We start from the raw sequence: 24,421 nt of genomic DNA on the forward strand, positions 1-24,421 counted from the left end.
AATGCCATTTGATACAACTTTTATCACGCTCGGAACCGCTGGTGGCCCTGTCCCAAAGCTTCATCGCGCTGCACCTTCTCATGCAATTACGTATGGCGATCGCGTGATCTTGATTGATTGCGGCGAAGGCGCGATGCAACAGTTGATGCGTGCTGGGATCGACTTTCGTCGCATTGATAAGGTCATCCTTTCGCATCATCATTTTGATCATATTGGCAGTCTGTTTACCTGCCTCGGGATCAATATGATGCTGCAACGCAAACAGCCGATCACGATCTATGGTCCACCGGGCACGCGTCAAATCGTTGAGGGTCTCGCGATGGCCTGTGATATTCCGCAAGCCATTGGCTTTGGCGTCGTTGGTCAGTCACTTCCACATCCGCGAAATTTTGTTCAGGTTGAGGAAATCGCTCCAGGCGACACGTTTGAAATCGATAATATTCGCGTTTCATGCTGCGAAAACACGCATTATCGTGCCGAAACAGAACTGGGAATGAAGGGGCCTATCTCACTTTCTTTACGTTTTGACGCGCCTGATCGCTCTATAGTTTACACAGGCGACACGGGGCCGTGTCGCATGGTTGAGAATCTCGCCAAAGGCGCGCAACTGCTTGTGGGTGAAATGATGCTTGCAGAGCAAATCATAGCGCAGCTTCAGGAGAAGAATCCTCACATGACGTCAGAGCGCATCACGATGATGGGTCAGCACCTTCATAGTCACCACCTGAGCCCAGAGCAATTGGGCGACCTCGCGGCCCGCGCGGGAGTTGCGCACGTGGTCGCCGTTCATATTCCGCTTGATAGTATCACGCCAGAAACTGCGCCTGACTTTACAGCGCGAATTTCTCAAGTTTTTTCGGGTCAGGTTTCAATAGCCAACGATCTCGATCAGTTTTGATTTAGGAAAATCATATGACTTTGACTTCAAAAGTGGCTCAAGCCGCGCGCAAACGCACAGAACGCCCTATGCCACGCGTTTTAGTGGTCAAAGATGTGTGGCGTCTAACGCCCAATATGATCCGTGTTGTGTTTGCTGGCCCTGAGCTTGATGGTTTCCCGAGCGGGCGCGACGGCGGAAATTGCAAGCTGATGATCCCCGAAAATGGCGAAACTAAAGAGCATTTTGTCGAGCGTCTGAGCAGTGGTCCACCGCCCGTTAGACGCACTTACACGGTACGCAAGTTTGATGCCTTTACGCATGAATTAAGCATCGATTTTGTTGCACATGGCGATGAAGGCCCTGCATCACGTTGGGCAAGTTCTGTCAGGGCTGGAGGTTTTCTGGGTTTCGCTGGTCCAAGTGAACCAAAGTTTATAGATTTTGATGCGGATTGGTATCTTGTTGCAGCTGATCCTTCGGCCATTCCGGTCGCAGCAGTTGCATTGGAGGCCATGCCACGTGATTCAAAAGGTGTCGCGATATTTGAGATCACTTCGGCATTAGATCGACAAGAAATCGACGCACCGGCAGGCATAAAGATACATTGGTTGGTGCATTCTGATCCCCACAAAGCATCTACGCGCCAGGAAGACTTGATCAAAGCTATTGAATGGCCACAGGGCCGCGTAAAAACATGTATTGCAGGCGAGTCGGCCGTCATCCGGTCCTTGCGAGACTTCCTGATAAACGAAAAACAGGTGCCCCGCGAGGACACCTATATTTCAGGTTATTGGAAAATCGGTTTGATCGAAGACCAGCATCAAAAAGCCAAGCGAGGCGGGGCTGATTGACCCCCGCTCTGGAGTTTTTAGATGTCGCCTTGTTCCAGTTCTTTCGCATATTGAATATAGTAGTGGCGTGTCGGGCAGTTGATTTGCGCAACGGCGTGCGCGCGAAGTGCCTCTGCTTTTAGTTGCTTCGCATTGGCAACCTCATAATCCACATTTAGCAGGCGATCCAAAAGCTGTAGCGCCCACTGGAAATCACCATCTTTCAGCGCCTTTTGGGCAGAACCTAAGACAGCGGCGTTGCCACCTGCCAAGTCAATGAAACGCATCGCTTCATCTTTAGGTGATAACGGCGATAGCGAGGTCGGATTGCCGTCAAACCAACCCATGGTTCCGACAAAATAGGCACGCACAGAAAAATCAACACGGCCATAATACTCCCGCAGATGAGGTTTTTCGGCCAAATGATCTGGCAATTTCACTTTATGCGCGAGTTCGTCAATTGTCAGTCCCGCGTCCATACCATTGCGGGTTTCATCGACAATATGACGGATTGCGTCACGGTAATCTGTCAAATCACTCTTGATTTTCTCCGCACCAAAAACCGCTTTTGTGTGACCCGGACCAAGCACCTCTGATCCAAAACCCATAAGTAAATCCATTGTATCCGCCCAAGAATCAAAATCCCGATAGGCAGTTCCGCGTGGGGGATAAAGGTTTGGAAAAGAGCGATAGAAATTATCGCCACATATCAACACTTTCTTATCTGCATACCAAACAACAATGTGGTCAGGGGTTTCGCCAGGTGCGTGTACAAGCTCCAGATCAATACCGTGAACGCTTAACTTTTCACCTTCATCCCCGATGCGTCGCGTAGGCGGTAAAGCCCCCGCCCCCATTCCTTTCAGTGGACGCGCGCCTGGACCGACCCCGATGCCAATGATCTCATTGGGATACGATAATCCAATACCGAACTGACGTTTTGTTCGGACCTGCATAGCCTTTACTGGCTGTGGATGATTGGATGCAACAAAGAGCGAGTCTTCCGAGAAACCTGTGCTCGCGAGGATCTCCGGATTACCCCCTTTTGCAAAAATACTGGCACCTGAAACATGATCACGGTGTGAATGCGTAAGGATGATCGTTTTGATTGGTAGATCGGTAATCTTGCGGAACTCGGCCAAAATATTTTCAGCCGCGACCGTTGTCTCAGACGTATCAACAATGATCAAACCATCATCACCGATGATCATATAAACGTTTGAAGCAGCAAACCCGAAAGCTTGATAGACGTTATCTGCCAATTGCACGACTTCTTTTTTGAAATACTCGGGATGAGCTTTGAGTTCTGGGTGCATGTAACGGTGTCCTTGTATTTTTAGGGTTATGCAGAAACAGGCCTGTTTTGTAAAATTAAGCAATTATGGGATCCCAAAATCAAGTACTTTTGTGAATTTCGGCTGATTTAAGAGAAAAAATCTTGATATAGGATCCCAATTGTTGTAACTATGGTACATTATAGGGCTAAATATGTGGATTTTTGATTCCATTTAAAAATTTGGGATCCTAATCTATCTGGTTCTAGTCAAGATTTGGATCTAACTGAGCGAGGAAACTATGAATTTGAGGTTTAAACTAGCAGCTATTCTTGCTGGATCACTTAGCATTTCCGCAAATGCCGTATCAGGAGAGGAGCTGAGTGTAGCAACTTTTGTTCCACCAAGCCATGAAACAATCACAGGTGCGCTGGCTTGGTTTGAGAACGAGCTTACTTCCCGCTCTAATGGCGAATTAACATTAAAAGTGTATGCCGCGGGGCAACTGGGCGCAGGACCTACCCAGCAATATAAACGCGCTGTAGAGGGAGTGGCGGATATCACGTTTGGGATCGCAGCTTCGACCCCTACGCTCTTCCCAAAGACGATGCTTGCAATACTACCTGGTAAAGCACTTGACGGCCCCGACTCAACTAGGCGCATGTGGACAGTTTTCGACAAATACATGGCAGATGAATGGTCCGATGTGAAAGTTTTAGCCGTTGGCAACCCAGCTGGAGGCATGATCATTGCCACAAAAGACGTCTCAACGATAGAAGGCATGAGGGGCGCCAAAATTGTTCCTTGGGCGGCCATAACAACGCCTGTCCTACAGGGAATGGGAGCAGTGCCGGTACAGTTAGATCCAACCGAGCATTACACCGCGTTATCAACTGGAACAATCGACGCAGCAATCTCATCAATCAACAACATCATGCCGCCTTGGAACCTTGATGAAGTGGCTAATTATGCAGTTGTAAATACACCTGCCACATTTAATCCTGTCTTCTACGTTATGAACAAGGAACGCTACGAAAGCCTGAGTGCAAAACACCAGAAAATTATTGATGAGATATCTGGCATGCCCTTTTCTATGCAATTGGTGCAGGCGTTTCATGATGCAGATGAAGTAGCGCTGAAGTGGAAGGATGAGAAAATTGCCGCAGGCGAACTCAACGTTGAATGGATTGTAACCTCTGATAGGGAACGCGCTAAGATGGAAGCCGCTGCGGCAGCCGGTATGGAAGCTATCTATTCGGATTACGCAGATCGCGGCATCCAGAATGCGCAAACGATATATGAAGCGCTAAATAAATAAATATTTGAAGCGCGCACATAAAACAGCTTTATAGCGCGCTTTGATTGATTACTTAAATCGAAAATAAGGAACACGTCATATGGCCGTCATAACACCCAAAAACAAGACTGTTGAAACCTTCACAGGACTGCACTTGTACCACGGTGCTATTTCTAACTGCTCGATGCGCGTAAGAATGACACTTATTGAAAAAGGACTGGCTTGGGAAAGCCATCACCTAGACTTGAAGAAAAAAGAAAATATTTCTGATGAATATTTTGGCATAAACCCGAACGGCCTGGTGCCAACTTTAATTGACAACGGCGTTGTTCATATCGAGTCAAATGACATAATAGATTACCTTGATGAAACCTATTCAGAACCATCGTTGCGAGCAAAAAACAATGTGGAGATGATGGAATGGCTGCATCTTGCTGCAGCTATCCATGTCCCAGGCTGCAAGCCTTACGTGTATGCCATGAAGATGGCTCCAAAATTAAAGAAAACAGCAAAAGAGCAGGCGAAATACGATGATTTGCAAAAAAATCAAGAATTAAAGGCATTTCACTCCAAACATGCCGGTGACAAGAGTTTTGAAACTAGCGATCTGGACAAGGCCAAGGCGATTTTGGATACGTCTTTCTTTAAACTGGAACAAACCCTAGAAGGCCGAACCTGGATTATGGGACATCAATACACTCTGGCTGACATCTCATGGATACCCCTACATTTTGTTTTGAAGGGCTGCGGATACTCGTTTGAAAAATTTCCAAATATTACGCGTTGGGCAGAAACCTTTTGCGAAAAAGATAGCTATAAAGAGGGTGTTTTGAAATGGTGCCCAGACTTTGCTGAAGTATAAAGATCTGGAAATAACACAATGAGTGACACACTTTTTTCAAGGATGATGTTGATATCAATATCAGCACTTGATCATTTCCTTAAGTGGACTGCGTTGATCTGTGGTGGAGCCACCCTTACGTTTATGACAGGCTTTTCAGTCTGGAATGTGCTCATTATGCGTAAAGCAATGAACGCACCCATAACAGGCGCAGAAGATTTACTTCTTCTAGCACTCGTTACAATGGTAGCGCTTTCGATCCCACTAGGGGCACGGACTGGTGCTCACGTAGAAATTGAAATTCTAGAACCAAGTATGTCAGCTCTATTTGCTAAATGGTCCATGATTTTTATTAAGAGTTTGGGCGCTTCAATGCTTGGATTTATGGGATGGCGGCTTTGGCATGCTGGTGGAATGGCAAGTAAATTTGGCGAGACGACACAACAATTACTAATTTCATTCGAACCATTTTATTACCTTCTTTCAGTTTCAATTCTAATTTACGCTCTCGTTTTAGTACTAGATATTTGGCAAATTCTACAGTCACAAAAAGTAAATCAGCTACAAATTGGAGAAAAACTTTTGTGATAAGTTTAACTCTCATAGGCATTCTAGGCTTACTCTCACTTTTCATTTTACTGGCCCTACGAATGCCCGTAGCCCTGTCAATGCTAAGCGTGGGGTTTATCGGCACGATCATTGCCAATGCATATAAATTCATGGCTGTAGGTATGGCCGAAGATCAAGCTTGGTCACGTGGACTTAAAGTCGCCTATTCAAACTTAGCAGGAGAAACATTTGAGGCTGCCTCAAATTACAACCTGTTGGTAATACCCATGTTCGTTTTGATGGGAAACCTAGCCGGTGTGTCTGGCATGTCAAAAGATTTATTCTCTGCCGCCTATCGTTGGATGGGCCATCTGCGCGGTGGCTTGGCATCAGCTACGATCGCAGCCTGTGCGGGATTTGCAGCACTTTCAGGATCATCTTTAGCTTCTGCTGTCACCATGGGGCGGGTCGCACTACCTGAAATGAAAAAGTATAAATATGCGGACAGTCTTGCAACAGGTTCAGTTGCAGCGGGGGGCACACTTGGGTTTTTGATTCCACCCTCAGGTGGCATGATCATTTATGCTGTATTAACCGAACAATCCATTGGGCGATTATTTATGGCTGGTGTGTTCCCGGGAATTATTCTGACACTTCTCTTTATTGGCGCAATATATTGTGTTGTTATTAGGAACCCCACTGCGGGGCCGCGTGCAAAACGATTTGGCCGTCCTGAACGGGTCACATCACTTTGGCGGGCACTTCCAATCGTCGGTGTCGTGTTGATTACCATTGGTGGCATGTACACTGGGTTCTTCACACCAGTCGAAGCATCATCTATTGGGGCATTTCTAACTTTTGTTGTCGCAGCATACCGTCAGTCACTTGGCTGGCAAGCCTCCAAGGCGGTAATCCTTGAAACTATGAATGCAACTGCCACGGTTTTTCTAATAATCATTGGTGCATTTGTTTTCATTCCTTTCATGTCATTGACAGAACTTCCTGCACAATTGGTTACAATATTGACTTCCCTACCCATCGGCAACATTGGTATTCTGCTGATTATTGTCCTGATTTACATGTTTCTTGGTATGTTTTTAGAAGCAATAGCAATGTTAGTATTAACCGTCCCCGTAGTCATTCCTATCGCCGTAGCACTAGATTGGGATCTGATCTGGTTTGGCATTATCCTGGTCATTGTACTGGAAATGGGCATGATCAGCCCGCCAGTCGGGATCAATGTGTTCATCGTCAAATCCATTGCAAGAGATGTGCCCATGAGCACGATTTTCCGCGGCATTTGGCCCTTTTGGTTCGCAATGGCAGCAATGATCGGATTATTAATTTTGTTCCCGCAAATTGCTTTGTATTTGCCACAAGCCGTCGTTGGTGGATGATCGAATCCACACTATTTCCTATGGAACGCTAGTAGATGCACCAATCAGACGATCTTCAAGATCAAAACACCGATTACACCGCTTGGATTGCCTTTGGATTTATGACGGTTTGCTTGAGCCTGTCGTTCGTCTTCGTAAAACTTTCTCTAGAAGCGTTCACGTTAGAACAAGCCGCTGGTGGACGTTTAGTCCTTGGCGCTGCTTTTCTACTACCAATCACTTATCTATTAGGTGACGGCCTGCCCCTCAAGTTTGAGTTTTGGAAATGGGCGTTCATTCTGGGCATTTTTAATTTTGTCTTCCCAATCGGTCTGACAACTTATGGATTACAAACGATCCCATCAAATGTAGTGGGTTCAATGTATGCAATGGTCCCTCTGATAACGATTGGCCTTTCAGCATTGGTTTTAAAGGTTCAGATTTCTCGCCAAAAATCCGTTGGTTTGATCATTGGATTGGTGGGCTTGCTTACTATCACAGAGCCGACTTCGTGGATTGGTACTGCAGGAAGGGAAAGTGCTTTTCCTATGTTGGCTACGTTTTGCGCGGTAGCTTGCCTTGCGATGGCTACCATTTTAATGCGCGTCATGCCAAAAGCGCATCCGATTTCGATGATCGGTGGGAGCGCTTTGGTTGCATCGTTGTTCGGCATTTGGCCTTTCTTGTCAGTATTCGAAGGTGAATTGCCTAGTGCGCGGCCTTGGTTAGGGCTAACTGGTGTTTCAATCCTTTCAACCGCCGTAGCCTATTCCATCCGTATCTTTTTGATCCGTCGCAAGGGGCCAATATTCCTAGCCCCCAATGCATATTTCAGCATCATTTTGACCAATGTGTTCGGGGTTTTGCTGCTTGGCGACGTGATCACAACGCGAACGAAAGTTGCATTCGTGTTAATCTTTGTTGGTCTATATCTCGCCAGAGATCGATCTGGGTATATGAAGCAGGTTTAGAATTTTGATTTCGTCTTTTTTCTGAGCAATTTTAGGAAACACGTTATTTTCGCAGTCAAATCTTTCTGGGATCACCCCTACGCATTCTAGGTGCTGCTCAGCCCTCCAGCAATTCTGATGATAGTTGGTCTCGCTTTGGGCGATAAGAGATCAATCCATCAATTGCTTCACCCTAGCAGCGAGGTTTCTGCACGCTTCATGATCATCACCATGATAATCACACCTTTGAAGATACTTCGAAGGGGCAGGCGTGGTTTGCGTTGGTTGATGAAACGCCGTCAGTATCTTGCCGTTGCTGCCTTCGGTTACGGGCTGTTGCACAAGGTACTTTACTTGCACGACATAGGCACTGTTGGACTTTCTGGTGGTGAGATTTCAAAATTCTACATTTGAACTGGGTGGCTCGCTTTTTTCATCTTGGTCCCGCTTGCGATCACCTCCACAAACGGTTGGGTGCGCCGCTTTGAGCTTAAATGGAAATCGCTACAATGAGAGGTTTATGGCGCCGCAGTTTTGAAGTTGTTTCACTGGGACACGCTGTACGAATGGGGCGACATCGGCCCCACGCTTGTTCAGTTCATGCCGTTGGCGTTGCTTGAGACCTACCGCTCTATGTACACCGACGCAGAGGGTCCCAAGGTTTGGCTGCTTAATTGCCCGTTTGAGAGCTTTTCTTAAGGCGCTTCCAAACCACCACACAGGCCAGAATTTCAATCGCAACTACGACAACATGCATACCAAAATCCATCGCCGGACTAGCAGGTGCATTTGCAATCGGGAAGAGTGGATCGATAATCGTCTCAGTGCCTTCGCGTAGAATGTTCATGAAAAGCACCACAAGGAATTGCCGCGCATTTTGCGTGATCATAACAAAGATCGACGCTGCAGCCATAGTTAACGTGCGACCACCCATCTCATAGACAAGATTCAAATCAGGCGTCCCATTGACCGTGACACCTGTTGCAGCAAGCAGATCATGATCGAAGAAATACATGTAGACCTGACCGAGCATGATCAAAGTCAGCAGAACTTGAAGGACGTTTACCCAGATCGGAATGTCTGATTTCAGGAACTTTTGCATTTTATGCAATCCGTTTAATCTTGAGCTTTGTCTTCAAATCCGTCTTGCAGAAGGCGTGCAGAAAGCACGTCTTCTCTGAAATATCGAGCATCTCTTGCGCGGTTGCATCGCTCTCAGAGGTTTCAAGATAGACATGTGTTTCAATCGGATCCGCACTACCTGCTTTGCCAGTGCCACCGCTCGCGCCACCTAGGCTAAAGTGCGTGTCCTGCACGATGCGGTAATCAGGTAAGTCGAGTTTCAGCATCGACACGAAGCGTCCGAACTGCGTCATAAAGCAAAAGCCGATGCCAGCAGAGATCAGAGTATTCGCATCTGGTGCGCGGCCATCTTCTGAACTGAGTAGCATAAACGATGTTCCATAGGGCGAGTATTGCATCTGCTGGATTTGCTTAATTCCATCCTTTCGCAATTCAGCCACCGCACCAATATTTAGACGTCGGTTCTGCTCATCACTCAGGGAAGACGCGTTGGTCGCAGTACCACCGCTTACATCTTTTTTTGGTGTTGGTCCAACCTTGGTCATCAAGCCATCTGTAGCATCCGTAGGCATCGCTTTGGCAAAATGATCGCCGGGGTCAGGCAGTATCGTGCCGCTAAATTCAAAAGCATTGGCGGTCGCTAGCTCTGAACCGTTTTTGCTCAACTTAAACAAGCTCTCAATCTGCCCACGCATCAAGCCATTGAGTGGAGATGCATAGGTAGCGTTCACCAAAAAATCATTCAATGCAGCATCATCGAGATCACAATCAATCTCGACTTGTAGCTCAATATTTTCCGCTCCACCTACCATGGTACGCTTCATCATTGAGCCTTTCATAGTATAGTAATTATCCTGAATAAGCTTGAGCTTACGGATCTCAACACCCTGTTGTTCAGCTAGCGCTATGATTTCGTTCATGTAACTTGCAGCCATTCCGCAAGACAGAAACGCAAGTGGGCAGCAAGCCGCGTCATGGCCATTCAAGTACTGTCCTTCATCACTTACAAAACGCCATGTGTCGCCGGTCTTGGCAGAGCGCACCAAGGCCTCTTTCTGGAAACCACTCAACGAGCGCACCCATGTTCGATCCGCATCGCCTATGCGATTTTCAGGTGCTTGAATTCCAATCTCATCTGCATTTGCAACTTTGAAGAACGGTGTTTGAGTGCTTCTTCCAATAATATCTTCGCCAAGATGTGCCATCAGTCGAATTCCTTCTAGAAACCTTATTATTAGTGTTGGTTTAGTGTGCTTTTGGCCCAGATTCGAAATCAGGAGCCGTTGCTGGAGGCTTTACGTCCTCTTCATTCCAGTACCCGATAAGCACGCCAAACTTGTCCTCAAGACCGACCATTTGCTCCGCCCGTTCTTCTGATACGGTTTCGCGTTGGCGATACTGTAAAGACCAGTCAGCTAAAGCGTAGTGCATATATTGCCGGGCATCTGTGTGATCATCTGAGTTTCCCAAATCGACAAATTCGTCTGGGTCATTTGTTAGATCAAACAGAATTGGCAAAAATCCGGGTGCGTGGATGTATTTCCATCGATCATTCTTGATCATATAGATCCGGCACTCGAGCGGTGCGCGACCTGTCTTTGGGCTGAAGGACTGTTGAAAATAATCATATTCACTAACAACGAATTCGCGCCACGGCACGTCATTCCCTTGCAGTAAAGGCATTAGGGAACGACCATCAAGAATGTGCTTAGGCACAGCTCCACCAGCATACTCGATAAACGTCGGCACAAGATCAATTGCTTCAACAGGTGCGTTCTGCACACTACCGCGCGTATTGTCACATGACGGATCAGGGTCGGAAATGATAAGTGGGACTTTAACGGCAGGATCGTGGAAAAAATCTTTGTCCCCCATCCAGTGATCACCAAAATATTCTCCATGATCTGATGTGAACACAATCATCGTGCTCTTCATAAGATCCTTTTTTTCCATGAACTCGAAAAGTATGCCAAGTTGATCATCTATTTGTTTGATCAGCCCCATATACGCAGGTATCACAGTCTCGCGGGCCTCTTCCCTGGAGAAAGTTTGCCCGCAAATCCGTTCTTGGAAGTGCTGTGCAAGTTGGTTGGTATTTTCGCGTTCTGTTTCAGACCTGTGAACATCCTGAACATCCGCCGCTGAGTACATATCGTTGTAGGGCGCAGGTGCAATGTAGGGCCAGTGTGGCTTGATATAACTCAGGTGAAGACACCATGGCTTTTCGCCATCGTCTTCTTCGATAAATTGCATTGCGCGGCGGGTCATATAGGGTGTTTCGGAGTCTTCTTCACTTACCCGCGCTGGCAGTTGCGCGACATCATTGAAGAATCCTGAACGGATTTCGCCCCTGCGCTCAACCGAGTTCGCAGCCCAATGCCAAGGGTTCTCGTGGTCGTCATAGCCGCGTTCTTTGAGGTAATTATTATACGCAACATTCGGCTTCAAAACCAGGTCGGGATGGATACCATCATCACGCTCATAAGGTTCGAACCCGATTTGTGAATGATGCACACCGATCGGGCTCGCTGGTTCAATGCCGAGACGTTTCATCCCTTCTTGATCAGGGATCATGTGGGTCTTGCCTACTAGAACTGGGCGAATTCCCAAAGGCTTGAGATGGTCGCCAATGTTAAGTTCTCCCACGCGCAAAGGTACGAAATTGGCGGTCGCCCCATGATTAGATGGATAGCGCCCCGTGTATGTACTCATGCGACTTGGGCCGCAAATCGGAGACTGCACGTAAGCATTAGAAAAGCGAACACCGCGCTCTGCGAGAGAGTCGATGTTGGGCGTGTGCAAGGTCTTGTGACCTGCACAGGATAGGTAATCATAGCGCAATTGATCGCACATGATGAAGAGGATGTTCTTGCGCTGGGACATAAGGTTTAAAGGTTCACCTTGCCGCCATCGACGTTGATCGTCTGACCAGTGATAAAATCGCTGTCAGATGTGCACAAAAATATGAGCGTTCCAAGAAGATCTTCGGGCACCATTTCGCGTTTGATCGAACGGGAATCAACGGTGGGAGCGCGTGCGCGATCCCATTTTTTGTTGTCGCGAATAGAGCTGCTTTCGGTTAGGCCAACGGCTATTGCATTGATTTGAATATTCTTTTCACCAAGTTCGCGCGCATGACCACGGGTCAAACCGATAACAGCGGCTTTGGATGCGGTGTAATGTGATAGGCCAGGAGGGCCATAATAGAACGTACCAGAGGCGATGTTGACAATCTTGCCACCACCCGCGCGTACCAGCGCAGGAAGCGCAGCTTTAGTCGATTGGTGAATTGAGCGCGCGTTGATTGTCATAACCTTATCAAATTCGTCATTATCGATCTGGAAAAACGGTTTCAGTTCCAAGTTTGCAAAGAGACCTGCGTTGTTGACAACGATGTTGAGCGCACCAAATTCTTCTTCAGCTTTCGCGACCATCGCATTCAGATCATCATCTGATGTTACATCCACAATCATACCAACGGCACGGCCACCCTCTGCAGCGTTGATCTCGGCCACCACCTCTGCTGGGTCAAGAATGTCAGTCACCATGACGTTGGCCCCCTCATTGGCCAATTTTTTCGCATATTCCGCGCCAATGCCGCGCGCAGCACCAGTGATTGCGGCTGTTTTTCCAATTAGTCGGCCCATGTCAGCCTCCTCTATTTCCTAGATTTCAATTTCAAGAATCTTAGCAACTTCTGGCCAGCTTTTGATCCCGTTCTCACGCAGATCATTCGTGAGATCTTCGGGCACCCAGTCGATAAAGCAAGGTTTGAAATTCTCACGCGCTTCGATGGCCTCGAACCAGCGCTCCACATTGGGCAAACGTCCACCTTCCCACATGCCGCGCATCGACATCATTGCAAGACGATTGATGTAGGGTGTCAGCGCGATGTCAGCGATGGAGAATTTATTGCCAACCAGCCAATCATTACCAGTCAGCGCTTTGTCCATCTTGTGCAGATAGCTGTCGTAAAGTTTAACTTTTCCCAACGCTCCAGGTGCCTCAAAGCCTTGGCGCACGATAGCATCTTTGAAACTCTTCCAATCAGATGTGACAGAAAAATCTGGTGTGGAGGCAAGGAATTTATTTGCTCCTTCTTTACCAAGCTTGCGCAAAACTGTGTGGCGGTGCGAACATAAAAACGTCATCGCGCCACAAGCAGGATGCAGATCCTCATCCACCGCTTTGGTCCAATAGCGCGCCTGCGCGCGCTCCCAAGGATCTTTGGGATGAGTAGAATTTTCTGGTGCAATTTGATCGAGGTATTCGATGATCACAGTACTGTCTGGGATAACCAAGTCATCATGCACAAGTGTTGGCACAACCGACTTCGCATTGATCTTTTGATACTCGGGTGTGAATTGCTCACCTGCAAGAATATCGATGTAAACACCTTCCCATTTCATGCCTTTTTCCGCCATCGCAAAGCGAACCTTAGCAGCGCATACTGATGATCCGTGATGATAAAGTGTAAAAGTCATAATTGCACCGTAACCCATTTGAGTTCTGTCATTGCTTCCATGTCTGCGTCCGTGCCTTCGCGACCTACGCCGCTTTCGCCATTTCCGCCAAAGGGCACATGGGCCTCGTCGTGAATGGTTGGACCATTTATGTGGCACATGCCCGCTTTGGAATTACGCACGAAGTGGAAAGCTTTGTCGATGTCTTTGGTGAATATCGCAGATGATAGCCCATATTCAGTGTCGTTCGCTTTTTCCAATCCTTCCTCGTAGTTCTCAATTGGATAGATCGCAGTGACTGGGCCAAATGTTTCCGTTTGGCAAACAGTCATGTCCTCCGATACCTCTGTGAGCAAAGTCGGCTGGCACCGATTACCTTCCCATTCGCCGCCGATCACATTTGCACCTTTGGCGCGCGCGTCGTCGATATGGCTTTTTATTCGTTCTCGTTGTCGTGGCGAAATTATTGGCGCGATAACAGTATTCGGGTCGCGCAGATCGCCCATACCAAGTTTGCGGATGATCATCGAGAAACGCTTTACGAATTCATCGTATAAAGGTCGTTCCACATAGAAACGGCTCGACGCTATGCAGGCTTGTCCTGCGAACATAAAGACAGAGCGCGCGGCAAGCAGCATCACGTTGTCCAAGTCGGCATCTGCGAGGATTATCGTGGGGCTTTTACCGCCCAATTCCAGCGTGTTCGGCGTTTTATTCTTGGCGCAGATCTCGTTGATATGCTGACCCACCAACGTTGAGCCTGTGAACGTCAAAAAATCGATATCTTTGTGGCCGGTCAGATCATCGCCAATCTCTGCGCCCATGCCTGTTACCACATTATACACACCATCGGGGATACCAGCTTCTTCAACGATCTCCGCGAAGATCAAACTCAGATGAGGGGCCATTTCAGAGGGTAGATGGACAACCGTGTTTCCGACCGCCAAGGCATTGGCCACCAAACGTGTAGTCTTTATCAGTGGCACATTAAACGGTGTGATCACTGCGACAACACCAAGCGGTTCACGGATGGACATCGAGAACGTACCGGGGCGATCAGATGGGATCGTCTCGCCACGCACATTGCGACACAAACCGGCGGCGGCACGGATCATCGTCAAGCCTTTAGTGAATTCAAACATTGCCTTTTGCACGGGTGAGCCGATCTCGTCGATCAAGCAATTTACCAGATCTTTCTGACGCGCTTCCATGATTTCTGCGACCCGCAAGAGCCAGCGCTCGCGCTCGGTTGGCGTTGTTTCTTTGTAAGATGTGAAGGCTGCCTTTGCTGCCGCCACTGCATTGAAGATATCTTCGGTCGTTCCTTTCGCAGCAAAAGCATAATGCGAGTCGTCAAGAGGGTTAAACACTTCGAACATTGCACCAGCCGCTGCATCGACCCATTGCCCTGCAATAAAGTGCTTCAAGGATTTACTGTCTGTCCCACCATCCATGAAAAGGCTCCTTTTGCCGCGCGTTACTTGGCATGGGTCTGAACTTTATAACCGGTTTGGGATCCCAAAAAAAGAGCAGGCCACAGCTTCACGCTAGATTCTGTGTATTGAAGCCTATACAATTACCATTATGGATCCCAAATCAAGCACAAAATTTTAAAATCGATAAGTTTTGGTCGCAATGTTGACTTTGGGATCCCAATAGGCTGAATGGGCCTATGGAATCTATTGATACAGAACTTGCAGCGCGAATTCGCAATGACATCGTGCTCGGCAATTATGGTGAAGAAGAACGCATCTCCGAGGCGCGCTTGTGCGATACCCACAAGGTTTCTCGCACGCCGGTGCGCCTTGCTCTTCGTATGTTAGAGCATGAAGGGCTCATTCGACGCAGCGAAGGGCGCGGCTATTTTGTTAACGCACCAAATGTAAATGACGTCTTGCAAGCAGTGCAGGTACGCGGCCACCTCGAAAGCCTCGCCGCGCGGCTCATGGCGCAATCGCCTGATCGACTCAGCACACTTCCTATCTTGGAAGCGGCGATTGAAGAGATCGATAGGCTTATTTTAGTGGGCAAGATGGATCACGCTTCAATTCGCTTAATACAAAAACAGAATGCAGTGTTTCACAAAACGATTTTGGAATGTTGCGGCAATGATTTTATCGGCTTTACGTGTAGTCGTATCAGTCACATGCCGATGCTAGAGGTTGGGGCCATGGTTTTCGATCGGCAAGTTCTGTCCACAAAGGAGGGCAAGGAGAGGAGCAACTTCCGCCTTAAACTTGGAAATTCACAACATAAAGTGATCTTTGAGGCCATTCAAAAGGGCGACGCTGTGCGAGCCGAAGGCGTTATGCGCGAGCATTCGAACACTATGATTGAATACATTCAGGTTTTTGAAAAGCGCACAAAAGAAGAGCTTACAATCAAAGATTTGATCGACTATTCTGGCCTCAGTGTTATGCGCAAAGAGCATGACACGACTGGGAAAGAAAAATCTCTGTAGCTAAGTAAGATATACTTCTTTTTTGCTGCTTGAGTAACCTGTTCACTTCTTCAGAGTAGTAGAGGCAGTCAGCGAATACTCCCTTTAGAGTTGGCTCATTGCTGTGAGTTGGTGATCGAGCAAACTACTTTAACCCTATTGGTCATCATATGTTTTAAGGCATAGGGCATTTCGACTTTGAATGCTCATCGCTCATCTGTGGTTATGTAAGCAGCGGATTTGACGTGCTGCAAGCGCCTTAGCCTCATGGCCAAGAGGTATATCGTCTCGGCACACTATTTTTAAGCCTTTTTAAAACACCACAACAAAAACGTCATCGACGTTGAGGCAATCGTAGAATCTGATCGCAAAGTTGTGCGTGCACCGCAGATGTGAAAGATGAGAATTAGCAAACTTAGGCAATGATATGCTGAGAAAAAGAGATGTTTTGGGCAACTTACTCAGCTAATAAACGTGGTCCGAGAGATGCATTACCTCTGGCGGGCCGTTGATCACGAAGGTGAGGTGCTTGAAAGTTATGTAACCAAGCGCCGAGACCGCAAAGCGGCATCGAAGTTTCTCAGAAAAGCAATGAAGCGCTACGGCGGGCCAGAAGTAGTTGTGACGGACAAACTACGTTCCTACGGCGCTGCAATGAAAGTTGTTGGCAACGCGGATCGGCAGGAAACGGGCCGCTGGTGTAACAATAGGGCGGAGAATTCCCACTTGCCGTTTCGACGACGAGAACGCGCCATGCTCCGCTTTCGACAAATGCGATGTCTGCAGAAGTTCGCTGCAGTCCACTCTTCAGTCCACAACCATTTCAATCAGGAACGCCACTTCTACTCACGAGACAATTTCAAGCTCAATCGAACGGCCGATCTTACTGAGTGGCGCCAACTATTTAGCGCATAGGTTCAGGCTGCACCAGCAATCCGATGCGAGTTCTCATTTGTCTGACAGCACCGCCATCACCGCCTTACTAGCAGTGGCATATCCCCGATAAGCATCAGTTATAACTCAGTTCTTCTGGCCCGGCGCTTGTAATGCCGCACGTGAGTACTGACCAAATTGCTGACCAAATCTATCCCCCATACTTTCATCCGTAATGGCTACTATTACTTCTCCAGACGTGTTCCTGCTGACTTGCGAGATCACTATTCTTACCATCGTATTGTCCAAGGGCTGCGTACTACATCCCCTCAGAAAGCTAAGGTGCAAGCCAGTATTACGGCTGCCAAGCTAGAGGCGTACTGGAGCCAGATGCGATTGGCTAAGTCTGACGTGATTGGTTTGTCGTTGGTTAAAGGCTCTTCCAGCAGTCTAAAAGTCGCCCCCAAGCAGCCTAACATCGACTGCCCATCCCTTTTAGATGCCTTAGAGGTCTATCTTGAGCAGAAGGGTAAAGGTCGCCCCAAGACCTTTCGTGTGGCAGCTGAGCGGTCCTGTAACTATCTGATTGGCCTCTGCGGTAACAAGTCGTTGTCAGATTACACTCGCCAAGATGCTCTTCAATTCAGGGATTGGCTCGTTGCACGTGGACTTACAGGTTCCAGCATTACCCGCAATTTTTCGTATCTGAAGGCAGTCATAAACTTTGCTCTGTCTGAGTATGCCTTGGATATTCGTAATCCTTTTGTTGGAGTCTATCACGATCGCAGTGCTGGGGTTTTAGTTCGTAAGCCAATACCTATTGAGGCTATTAGAAACGTACAATCTGAGTGTCATGCAATCGATGATGATATGAGATGGCTGATAGCTTTGATCTCTGACACGGGAATGCGTTTGGCTGAAGGGGCAGGGCTGCTTAAGGAGGATTTGTTAGGGCTTGATACGGATCTGCCATGTGTCCGTGTAACCAAACATCCTTGGCGTAATCTTAAGACGGCGAGTAGTGGACGTAAGATACCCTTGGTCGGTGAAGCATTATGGGCTGCTAAACGCATGTCAGAGGCAGACAATGGATCAGACTTTGCTTTCCCAAGGTATAATCGTCGATCAATCACGACAGCTAATTCAGCAAGTGCAGCACTGAACAAATGGCTTAAACATTATGTGCCAGTCGGATGTACGATGCACAGCTTCAGGCACTCGATGAGAGACAGGTTAAGGGCAGTGCAATGTCCTTCAGATATTACCGACCAGATAGGTGGGTGGACGACCGATGGCGTAGGCCAAGGATACGGATCAGGTTATCCCATGAGTGTGCTGAGGGAATGGTTGGAGAAGGCGGCATAGCGATTTAATTGAAATGCAATTCAAATAGCTTGCTGTATAAAGCCTTAAACAAAAATTCTGCGCTTAAGCTCACAATGATAATCAGATAAAAAATGCATTTGAAGCATATACATAGCGCATTTATGAGAGCAAAAAATTTGGATATTGTCAGAAATTTACGAACATTATGGCACTAGCAGTAATCAAGTGCACCTTCGCTTTATTATTCGTTTTGCTGCAAAATTTACAAATGGGATCAGATAGATAGATGTAAGGTTAAGCAATAGAGTCTTGACTGATTTATCGCAATCTGTGAGTCTTGTTTCTTATAGTAGTACCATGTCCGAACGTGTTTCAATCTGACATGTTGCCTTAATTGGAGTGCGCCCTAATGTTTTGTCCCTTACAACCGATTGAAAGTAATAAGTATTACTTCGTTAAAGTTATCGCAAACAAACATATTTTTCAGGTCATTACTGCAATTATAATTTCAATCATTTTACCTTTCTCTTTGCAGGCATCCGAAAGAAAAACAGAGTTTGAAGTGCAAGCACTTCTTAGCGCACTCGGTTATGATATTGGCGAAATAGACGGTATATTTGGAGCTAAATCTAAAAGCGCTTTAGTTCAGTTTGAAAATACCAATAAAATAGGCTCTGCCCTAAAGTTAGAGGAAAGTACAACCTTATTATTGAGCGAAAAGTACTTTGGTGAAAAGTTTATTCCTATAAATTTGGATTGGAATGGAAACTTTATTGTGCCACTCGAAGTATTGAAAAAATTCAATTCGGCTCCTCAGAAAAAAATTAATTTTTTATGTGGTAAAAATCCAGAATCATCAGTTAATCGATTGAATGATAATTTGAAACGACCAATTCCACTGAGGTTATCTGGTTACAATAGTCGGATGGATAATCGCATAAATGTACCCCACGCCGAACAACTAAGTTTAGCAACAATTGATTTTTCACATCTTGCTACAATCGCAATGGGTGGGATCAGCGAGACTTACACTGAAGATGCCATGAAATTCACTGAAGATGCTATGAAATTGCTATTTTACTGGGCTAGTGGCGAGGCTTTTCTCGATACTGTCCAATGTACAAATTCTGGAGTCTTGAAAAAAGAATGTACGGAATGGACACAGCCAGACGGTCAAGACCTTTCCCTAATCAAAGATCACGGAACAGTGCAAATGGAGATGATGCATCTCTCTTATGGGTATTACATGAGCCTTGCTAATCAAAATGTGAATGACCCCAGGCACATTGTTATTAAAAAATGGTTTGGTGAATTTTTTCAAAGAAACAAGTCTCCAGATATGGAGAATTTAACTTTTGGAATGGATCATTCTTGGAGCTGGCCTAAAATTCTTCAGAATCAAATAGAGGGCAAATCTAGTATAAATTTAATTAAAAGTTTGCTTGATCATATCGATCAAAACGTTTTTGAAGATGGTTCGATTAAAGATAGAACCACCAGAGGAAATAGAGCCTTATGGTATCATAATGACGGTATGAAGGAAATTTTGGTCACATTAGAAATAGCGAGACGGCACGGTTTGAAAATACCCGATAAATTGAACAAAAAGGTAGAAAAAGCAGGTGAATTGTTTTTGAAGGGCTTCCAAGATAATTCATATTTAGACAGATGGGCTAAGGTGGCTCATAACGCAATCTATGAACCAGGTTATCAAGATTTTAAAAACAGCATCACTGATATGCCGAATAATAATTCATGGTTCTATATTTTCGCATATCGCTATCCTAACAGTACGGTAACTGAGGAGCTTTTGTCTTTAATCTACAAAGGCCAAGATGAAACACTTGGATCAAAGGATGGGCAAATCGGTTTTGGACTTGGGTGTGTTTACTCTACCATAAACGATAATATTCTCTTGCCTCAACTAACGGACAAAATTTCACTCCTGTCTTTTGACGATGTTGATATTATTGAACGTCCGAAAAGGATGATTTCCGCAACGGAGACCTTTCAAGTTTTGGATGTAAAATTGACAAATGTATCACTCGATGGTGACTTTATTGGTAACCCACGATTTTCAATATTATTAGATTTTAAAAATCATATGTATAAACACTCTAAGACCTTTCTTTATCGAATAACGTTTCCCACGAAGAGTCTGAAATCAGATGCACTTCTAGATGTTAAGGACTGTTACCATATTACTTACCGTGAAAATAATGGCCAAGTGGAAGCATTACGTTATTTGATTGGTAATGGTGCTCGGTTTAATGAATGCATTCTAAAATTGATGCAACCTAAAAGAGTGGAGTTTCTGAAAAGTCTAGAAAATTCTTTGCCTAGTGTTATTGATAGAGGGTTGGCCCATGTTCCAGATAGACGTGAATTCCACATGCTAGCCTTAGAAAAAGCTCAAAACCAATAAATCCGGGTTGATATTTGACGGGTAGCACCCCAACTCAGCTTGATCCCCACGTGTCTAAGTACTGAACGCGTGTAGGTCATCTGCTATTTTAGTTTTCTTGAGCGTAGTTGAGGTTAACTTAACGACGGTTACATAACCCACATGCGACATGACAATTGTCGAGCCTAAATAAATGAGTAATAACTGATGCTTATTTGAGGTTTGCCACTGCTAGTGAGGCAGTTTGTGGCGGACAGACAGGGTGTTCACTTCCTGTTGCATCCACCAGTAAATATTTTAAATCAATTGGTTATTGATAATTTAATTGTAAACCCATCTACCTACCCATCAAAGATAAATGTGCTTACTGAGGTTTAGTCTTAAGGTGGTTTCTAGCCCATGGGGGGGTAGGGACCGAGGGGGGGTGACCCCCACCCCTAGCCTATATGTGTTTCGTTTATAGCGACCCCAAAAAATTCCAAATTACCAAATGTCAGCACGTTCAAGCTGAACCGCGCCACTGCTCTCGCTGAGTGGCGTCAATTATTGAGCGCATAGATTCAGGCTGCGCCAGCAATCCGATGCGAGTTCTCATTCGTCTGACAGCTCCGTTGAGAGTGGCTAAGCTCAACCTGCGCCAAACAGCACCAATCTGATTAATATCTATAAAAATTCCTCGTTTCATCAACACAGAACGGGGATTGCCCAAAATCACTCCGATCCAAGAATAGCTGCTAAATCGTCCTGAGGTGCCTGCCGCGATGTCATGTCAAGGCCGCTCTGAATATGGTTCAAGTGAGATATGAGAAGTTTTTCGGTAAGTTCCGGGTTTCGCAACCGGATCGCCTCCAGAATGTTACTGTGTTCATCATCTGGGCAACTGGCGTTTTCGGATGATCCAAAGAGGCCGACAATGAGTGATGTTCGCGTCACAAGCTCGCGCATCATCCGGAAGACAAATTTGTTTCCCGTCGATTGAGCGAGCTTGGTGTGAAATTCACCGGACAGCCGAATGATCTCGGTTCGCTCATTCATCTTACGCGCAGCATCCTCGAGCGCAATGTGTTCGGTGAGGAGTGTCAGATCAATATTATCTGGGCTTTGCGCCATTTGCCGAACGAGCGGTGGTTCGATCAACATGCGGGCTGCGAAGACATCGTTCGCCTCGGATTCGTCAGGGCAGGCGACATAGGCGCCGCGATTTGATTGTAGCTCGATGATTCCCTGACTTGCGAGGAGAAGAAGGGCGCGCCGAACATGCATGCGACCAACGCCAAATGTCTCGCAGAGGCGGGCCTCGCTCAGTTTTGTTTTCGGTGCCAACCGTTGTTCCATGACCGCTTTATAAATGCGTTCAACAATAATGCCCTCGTCTGAGCGAGATTTTAAATTCGATGAAGCAATGGTGCTTTCTTTTAGTTTGGAAGACACGAGATCACTTTCTATATTGATTGGTTTTTCGTCATTGGCTTTTAGAAACGATTAAACTTCATTCAGTGTAAGTCCAAGCATAAGAATTTGTCGACTGAAATACAAACTATGTTGACAAAGATTGTTAACAATCGTGAAGTGATTGGGCGGCACGCATGGAGATTCCATTTAACTGCCGGTCAATAATGGCGCATAACGCGCAGAAAACGAATTCAACGGGAGTTAAAAATGCAACGTAGAACACTTATGAAAGCGGCTTTAACGGCTGTAACACTGACCGCCCTTCAAGCAACAACCGCCCTCGCAGAAAATACTGTTCTGAAAATTGGCTTTGTTGGAGTGACTAGCGGCCCGGCGGCGGCTTGGGGAATTTCAAATCAACGCTCAATGGAAGCGCGCGCGTCATGGATCAATGAGACTGGCGGCTATACCATCGGCGGAACTACCTATGACATTGAAATAGTGTCTTTTGACGACCAGAAAGATCCTAAGCGTGCCATTGCAGGCATGGAAAAAATGGCTCAGGAAGGCATCCACTATGTTGTTGGTCCGAACGTTGACGACGGCGCGGCAGCTGTGCGTCCTGTGGCTGAAGCCAACGGGATCATGTATTTCCCGTACGCGTTTCCCAAATCACTATATCAAGCGCCAGCCTCCAACGCTGTTCTGGGTATGGTTGCCAACTACCAATCAGGTCCTGCGATCTACAAATACCTGATGGATGAAAAGGGCGTCAAAACCGTCGCCTTCATCGCGGCCAACGAATCTGATCCACTTAGCCAACGTGATGGTGGTGTTGAAGCCGCCACGGCGCTTGGGATGGAAGTGGTTTCGGCAAACGTGACATACCAGGTTGACACGACTGACTTTACGCCAGTTTTGACGCCAGTTATGCGTTCCCGTCCTGATCTGCTGGTACTATCGGGCGTATCGCCTGCGAATGCACCCCAGCTCATTCGCTCAGCGCGCGAATTGGGCTTCCAGGGTGTCATCTCAACAGAAACTGCTCAAGATGCGGGTGTTTTGGCCGAAGGTGCGGGTGATTTAGCAAACGGGTTTATCTCTGTTGGTGGGGCCTCCACGCCAGAGCTTGCATCTCCAATGATGAATGAATTCGTTCAGCGTTACACAGATATGTTTGGCGAGTACAATGACGAGTCCAACACCAAAGTCTATGCGTTGGAGTATATTCTAGAAACGCTGAAAGCCGATCCATCCGCGATCACTGATGTAGATGCATTCCAGGCGACAATGGACACCTTTGAAGCACCAAACCCCTATATGAACGGTGATGCAAAACTACGTTACGTTGGCATGTCATCATTTGGCCAAAAGCGTCAAGTCTCCGTACCATTAGTAGTCAACGTCTATCAGGACGGCGAGTTTGAAACGCTGTTTGTCGCTGAAGTAGACTAATATTTCCTCCCCGCTTTTGGACCTGTCCTGAGTATTTCCTCCCCGCTTTTGGACCTGTCCTGAGCAGAGCTTCCCTGGGCCAAATTGGCCCAGGGTTTTTCTAAGAAAGAAGAAAGCATGGAACAGATACTGGCTAACGGCGTCTATCTGGGGTCCCAATACGCGATGATCGCGCTTGGTCTAACCCTGATCTTCGCTCTCATGAATGTCCTCAATTTTGCTCATGGGCAGATGTATGTAATTGGTGGCTTCGTAACCTATACATTCTATGGCCATTGGGGCGTTCCATTTGTTTTGGCGCTTGTAATGTCCTGTGTGACCTTGGCTATATTGGGGGCATTGATTGAGCGGTATCTCTTTGCACCTGTAATCAAAGGATCATCCCGCGAGGAAAGCACGATGTTGCTCGCGGCTGGGATCGCTTTTTTTCTCGATGCGGTCATTTTACTTGTTTTCGGTGAGAAACAGCGCGGTGTCCCTAAGATTGTTGATGGCGTGTTCAACTGGGATTTCAGGCTGATTATGCCCTATGATCGCATCTTGATTTGTGTGCTCGCGATCTTGTCGATCATCGCGTTCATTGCCTTGATGCAATACACCAAAACCGGCCGTGCCTTGCGCGCCTTGGCGCAAGATCGAACAGCAGCGCAATTGATGGGCGTGAATGTCGACCGGTATTCAATGATCGGATTTGCGCTGGGCGCGATGCTTGCGGGTCTGGTTGGTGGCCTTTTGGTCACGATCACTGGGGTGAACCTTGGAATGGGCGGCGCGACATCCATCAAAGCCTTTATGATGGTCATGATCGGTGGGGCGGGTGTCATATCCGGTGCGATTTGGGGAGGTATCATCCTTGGCTTTATGGAAGCCATTGGCCTCGCGCTGCTCTATCAATACGGTGATATCACCTATCTCGTGATCTTCGTTTCCTTAATGATCTTCCTCGCTGTTAGACCGCAAGGTCTGATGGGCAAGCCGTGGGGTTGAT

The 24,421-nt window shown here is 46.8% G+C and carries 21 protein-coding genes and 1 pseudogene; 14 read left to right on the forward strand and 8 right to left on the reverse strand.

All coding sequences use genetic code 11. The annotated features are described in order from the left end of the window. Nucleotide 1: 1 nt before the first annotated feature. Together RCA23_RS05605 and RCA23_RS05610 are read left to right on the forward strand one after the other, a co-directional pair. Nucleotides 2–898, forward strand: coding sequence for an MBL fold metallo-hydrolase (locus RCA23_RS05605; protein WP_044049480.1), 897 nt, complete (start codon nt 2–4; stop codon nt 896–898). Between the two features lie 32 nt (nt 899–930). Then, a complete protein-coding gene (locus RCA23_RS05610; protein WP_347721376.1) occupies nt 931–1,731 on the forward strand; it encodes a siderophore-interacting protein in 801 nt (266 codons plus the stop codon). A gap of 17 nt (nt 1,732–1,748) precedes the next feature. Here RCA23_RS05610 and RCA23_RS05615 read toward each other — a convergent pair whose 3' ends face one another. Continuing rightward, a complete protein-coding gene (locus RCA23_RS05615) occupies nt 1,749–3,026 on the reverse strand; it encodes an alkyl/aryl-sulfatase (protein ID WP_052377057.1) in 1,278 nt (425 codons plus the stop codon). A 259-nt stretch (nt 3,027–3,285) separates the two neighbouring features. Here RCA23_RS05615 and dctP point away from each other — a divergent pair, with 259 nt between their 5' ends. The 6 genes from dctP (at nt 3,286) to RCA23_RS16620 (ending at nt 8,411) form a co-directional block, all read left to right on the forward strand. Then, on the forward strand, nt 3,286–4,302 hold the full coding sequence (gene dctP / locus RCA23_RS05620) for a TRAP transporter substrate-binding protein DctP (protein WP_044049481.1): 1,017 nt from the start codon (nt 3,286–3,288) through the stop codon (nt 4,300–4,302). A 79-nt stretch (nt 4,303–4,381) separates the two neighbouring features. Then, nucleotides 4,382–5,143: a glutathione S-transferase N-terminal domain-containing protein gene (locus RCA23_RS05625; protein ID WP_044049482.1), complete on the forward strand. Its 762-nt coding sequence runs from the start codon at nt 4,382–4,384 to the stop codon at nt 5,141–5,143. An 18-nt stretch (nt 5,144–5,161) separates the two neighbouring features. After that, entirely contained in the window at nt 5,162–5,710 is a 549-nt protein-coding gene (locus RCA23_RS05630; RefSeq protein ID WP_044049483.1) for a TRAP transporter small permease, read from the forward strand. Further along, complete coding sequence (locus RCA23_RS05635; protein ID WP_052377059.1) at nt 5,707–7,068, forward strand: TRAP transporter large permease; 1,362 nt, start codon at nt 5,707–5,709, stop codon at nt 7,066–7,068. Before RCA23_RS05630 ends, RCA23_RS05635 begins: the two co-directional genes overlap by 4 nt. 35 nt (nt 7,069–7,103) lie before the next feature. Continuing rightward, entirely contained in the window at nt 7,104–8,018 is a 915-nt protein-coding gene (locus RCA23_RS05640) for a DMT family transporter (RefSeq protein WP_044049484.1), read from the forward strand. Nucleotides 8,019–8,216: 198 nt separating this feature from the next. After that, nucleotides 8,217–8,411, forward strand: coding sequence for a hypothetical protein (locus RCA23_RS16620; protein ID WP_174422399.1), 195 nt, complete (start codon nt 8,217–8,219; stop codon nt 8,409–8,411). Nucleotides 8,412–8,667: 256 nt separating this feature from the next. Here the strand turns inward: RCA23_RS16620 and RCA23_RS05650 are convergent, their stop codons facing one another. The 6 genes from RCA23_RS05650 to RCA23_RS05675 are packed head-to-tail and all read right to left on the reverse strand — an operon-like array spanning nt 8,668 to nt 14,997. Beyond that, the gene (locus RCA23_RS05650) at nt 8,668–9,099 is read right to left on the reverse strand and encodes a hypothetical protein (protein WP_044049485.1); all 432 of its coding nucleotides are present in this window, start codon (nt 9,097–9,099) and stop codon (nt 8,668–8,670) included. 1 nt (nt 9,100) lies between these two features. Continuing rightward, the gene (locus tag RCA23_RS05655; RefSeq protein WP_044049486.1) at nt 9,101–10,285 is read right to left on the reverse strand and encodes an OsmC family protein; all 1,185 of its coding nucleotides are present in this window, start codon (nt 10,283–10,285) and stop codon (nt 9,101–9,103) included. 40 nt (nt 10,286–10,325) lie between these two features. Further along, a complete protein-coding gene (locus RCA23_RS05660; RefSeq protein WP_044049487.1) occupies nt 10,326–11,963 on the reverse strand; it encodes a sulfatase-like hydrolase/transferase in 1,638 nt (545 codons plus the stop codon). Between the two features lie 5 nt (nt 11,964–11,968). After that, nucleotides 11,969–12,727 carry an SDR family NAD(P)-dependent oxidoreductase gene (locus tag RCA23_RS05665; protein WP_044049488.1) on the reverse strand — a complete coding sequence of 253 codons (759 nt, stop codon included), beginning with the start codon at nt 12,725–12,727 and terminating at the stop codon, nt 11,969–11,971. Nucleotides 12,728–12,745: 18 nt separating this feature from the next. Next, nucleotides 12,746–13,564 carry a glutathione S-transferase family protein gene (locus RCA23_RS05670; protein ID WP_236631403.1) on the reverse strand — a complete coding sequence of 273 codons (819 nt, stop codon included), beginning with the start codon at nt 13,562–13,564 and terminating at the stop codon, nt 12,746–12,748. Then, on the reverse strand, nt 13,561–14,997 hold the full coding sequence (locus RCA23_RS05675; RefSeq protein ID WP_044049490.1) for an aldehyde dehydrogenase family protein: 1,437 nt from the start codon (nt 14,995–14,997) through the stop codon (nt 13,561–13,563). Before RCA23_RS05675 ends, RCA23_RS05670 begins: the two co-directional genes overlap by 4 nt. 218 nt (nt 14,998–15,215) lie before the next feature. Here RCA23_RS05675 and RCA23_RS05680 point away from each other — a divergent pair, with 218 nt between their 5' ends. The 4 genes and pseudogenes from RCA23_RS05680 (at nt 15,216) to RCA23_RS05695 (ending at nt 20,607) form a co-directional block, all read left to right on the forward strand. Next, nucleotides 15,216–16,004, forward strand: coding sequence for a GntR family transcriptional regulator (locus tag RCA23_RS05680; RefSeq protein WP_044049491.1), 789 nt, complete (start codon nt 15,216–15,218; stop codon nt 16,002–16,004). Nucleotides 16,005–16,466: 462 nt separating this feature from the next. Then, nucleotides 16,467–16,898 (forward strand): annotated as a pseudogene (locus RCA23_RS05685) (IS6 family transposase); the annotation flags it as partial. A gap of 156 nt (nt 16,899–17,054) precedes the next feature. Next, complete coding sequence (locus tag RCA23_RS05690) at nt 17,055–18,221, forward strand: DUF6538 domain-containing protein (RefSeq protein WP_044049493.1); 1,167 nt, start codon at nt 17,055–17,057, stop codon at nt 18,219–18,221. A 370-nt stretch (nt 18,222–18,591) separates the two neighbouring features. Beyond that, a complete protein-coding gene (locus RCA23_RS05695; RefSeq protein ID WP_044049494.1) occupies nt 18,592–20,607 on the forward strand; it encodes a peptidoglycan-binding domain-containing protein in 2,016 nt (671 codons plus the stop codon). Nucleotides 20,608–21,297: 690 nt separating this feature from the next. Here RCA23_RS05695 and RCA23_RS05700 read toward each other — a convergent pair. Next, a complete protein-coding gene (locus RCA23_RS05700) occupies nt 21,298–22,017 on the reverse strand; it encodes an FCD domain-containing protein (RefSeq protein ID WP_044049495.1) in 720 nt (239 codons plus the stop codon). A 228-nt stretch (nt 22,018–22,245) separates the two neighbouring features. Between RCA23_RS05700 and RCA23_RS05705 the strand changes: the two genes are divergently transcribed. Together RCA23_RS05705 and RCA23_RS05710 are read left to right on the forward strand one after the other, a co-directional pair. Further along, the gene (locus RCA23_RS05705) at nt 22,246–23,433 is read left to right on the forward strand and encodes an ABC transporter substrate-binding protein (RefSeq protein WP_044049496.1); all 1,188 of its coding nucleotides are present in this window, start codon (nt 22,246–22,248) and stop codon (nt 23,431–23,433) included. 117 nt (nt 23,434–23,550) lie between these two features. After that, nucleotides 23,551–24,420: an ABC transporter permease subunit gene (locus RCA23_RS05710; RefSeq protein ID WP_044049497.1), complete on the forward strand. Its 870-nt coding sequence runs from the start codon at nt 23,551–23,553 to the stop codon at nt 24,418–24,420. Nucleotide 24,421 lies beyond the last annotated feature (1 nt).

The sequence above is a fragment of the Planktomarina temperata RCA23 genome (assembly GCF_000738435.1).
Lineage (GTDB): Bacteria > Pseudomonadota > Alphaproteobacteria > Rhodobacterales > Rhodobacteraceae > Planktomarina > Planktomarina temperata.

Excerpts from the sequence above, each read along its gene's own strand:
- dctP (WP_044049481.1), top strand. The coding sequence starts at position 3,286 with ATGAATTTGAGGTTTAAACTAGCAGCTATTCTTGCTGGATCACTTAGC.
- RCA23_RS05680 (WP_044049491.1), top strand. The coding sequence starts at position 15,216 with ATGGAATCTATTGATACAGAACTTGCAGCGCGAATTCGCAATGACATC.
- RCA23_RS05670 (WP_236631403.1), bottom strand. The coding sequence starts at position 13,564 with ATGACTTTTACACTTTATCATCACGGATCATCAGTATGCGCTGCTAAG.
- RCA23_RS05605 (WP_044049480.1), top strand. The coding sequence starts at position 2 with ATGCCATTTGATACAACTTTTATCACGCTCGGAACCGCTGGTGGCCCT.
- RCA23_RS05710 (WP_044049497.1), top strand. The coding sequence starts at position 23,551 with ATGGAACAGATACTGGCTAACGGCGTCTATCTGGGGTCCCAATACGCG.
- RCA23_RS05695 (WP_044049494.1), top strand. The coding sequence starts at position 18,592 with ATGTTTTGTCCCTTACAACCGATTGAAAGTAATAAGTATTACTTCGTT.
- RCA23_RS05665 (WP_044049488.1), bottom strand. The coding sequence starts at position 12,727 with ATGGGCCGACTAATTGGAAAAACAGCCGCAATCACTGGTGCTGCGCGC.
- RCA23_RS05705 (WP_044049496.1), top strand. The coding sequence starts at position 22,246 with ATGCAACGTAGAACACTTATGAAAGCGGCTTTAACGGCTGTAACACTG.
- RCA23_RS05615 (WP_052377057.1), bottom strand. The coding sequence starts at position 3,026 with ATGCACCCAGAACTCAAAGCTCATCCCGAGTATTTCAAAAAAGAAGTC.
- RCA23_RS05625 (WP_044049482.1), top strand. The coding sequence starts at position 4,382 with ATGGCCGTCATAACACCCAAAAACAAGACTGTTGAAACCTTCACAGGA.
- RCA23_RS05655 (WP_044049486.1), bottom strand. The coding sequence starts at position 10,285 with ATGGCACATCTTGGCGAAGATATTATTGGAAGAAGCACTCAAACACCG.
- RCA23_RS05675 (WP_044049490.1), bottom strand. The coding sequence starts at position 14,997 with ATGGATGGTGGGACAGACAGTAAATCCTTGAAGCACTTTATTGCAGGG.
- RCA23_RS05660 (WP_044049487.1), bottom strand. The coding sequence starts at position 11,963 with ATGTCCCAGCGCAAGAACATCCTCTTCATCATGTGCGATCAATTGCGC.
- RCA23_RS05650 (WP_044049485.1), bottom strand. The coding sequence starts at position 9,099 with ATGCAAAAGTTCCTGAAATCAGACATTCCGATCTGGGTAAACGTCCTT.
- RCA23_RS16620 (WP_174422399.1), top strand. The coding sequence starts at position 8,217 with ATGATCATCACCATGATAATCACACCTTTGAAGATACTTCGAAGGGGC.
- RCA23_RS05640 (WP_044049484.1), top strand. The coding sequence starts at position 7,104 with ATGCACCAATCAGACGATCTTCAAGATCAAAACACCGATTACACCGCT.
- RCA23_RS05630 (WP_044049483.1), top strand. The coding sequence starts at position 5,162 with ATGAGTGACACACTTTTTTCAAGGATGATGTTGATATCAATATCAGCA.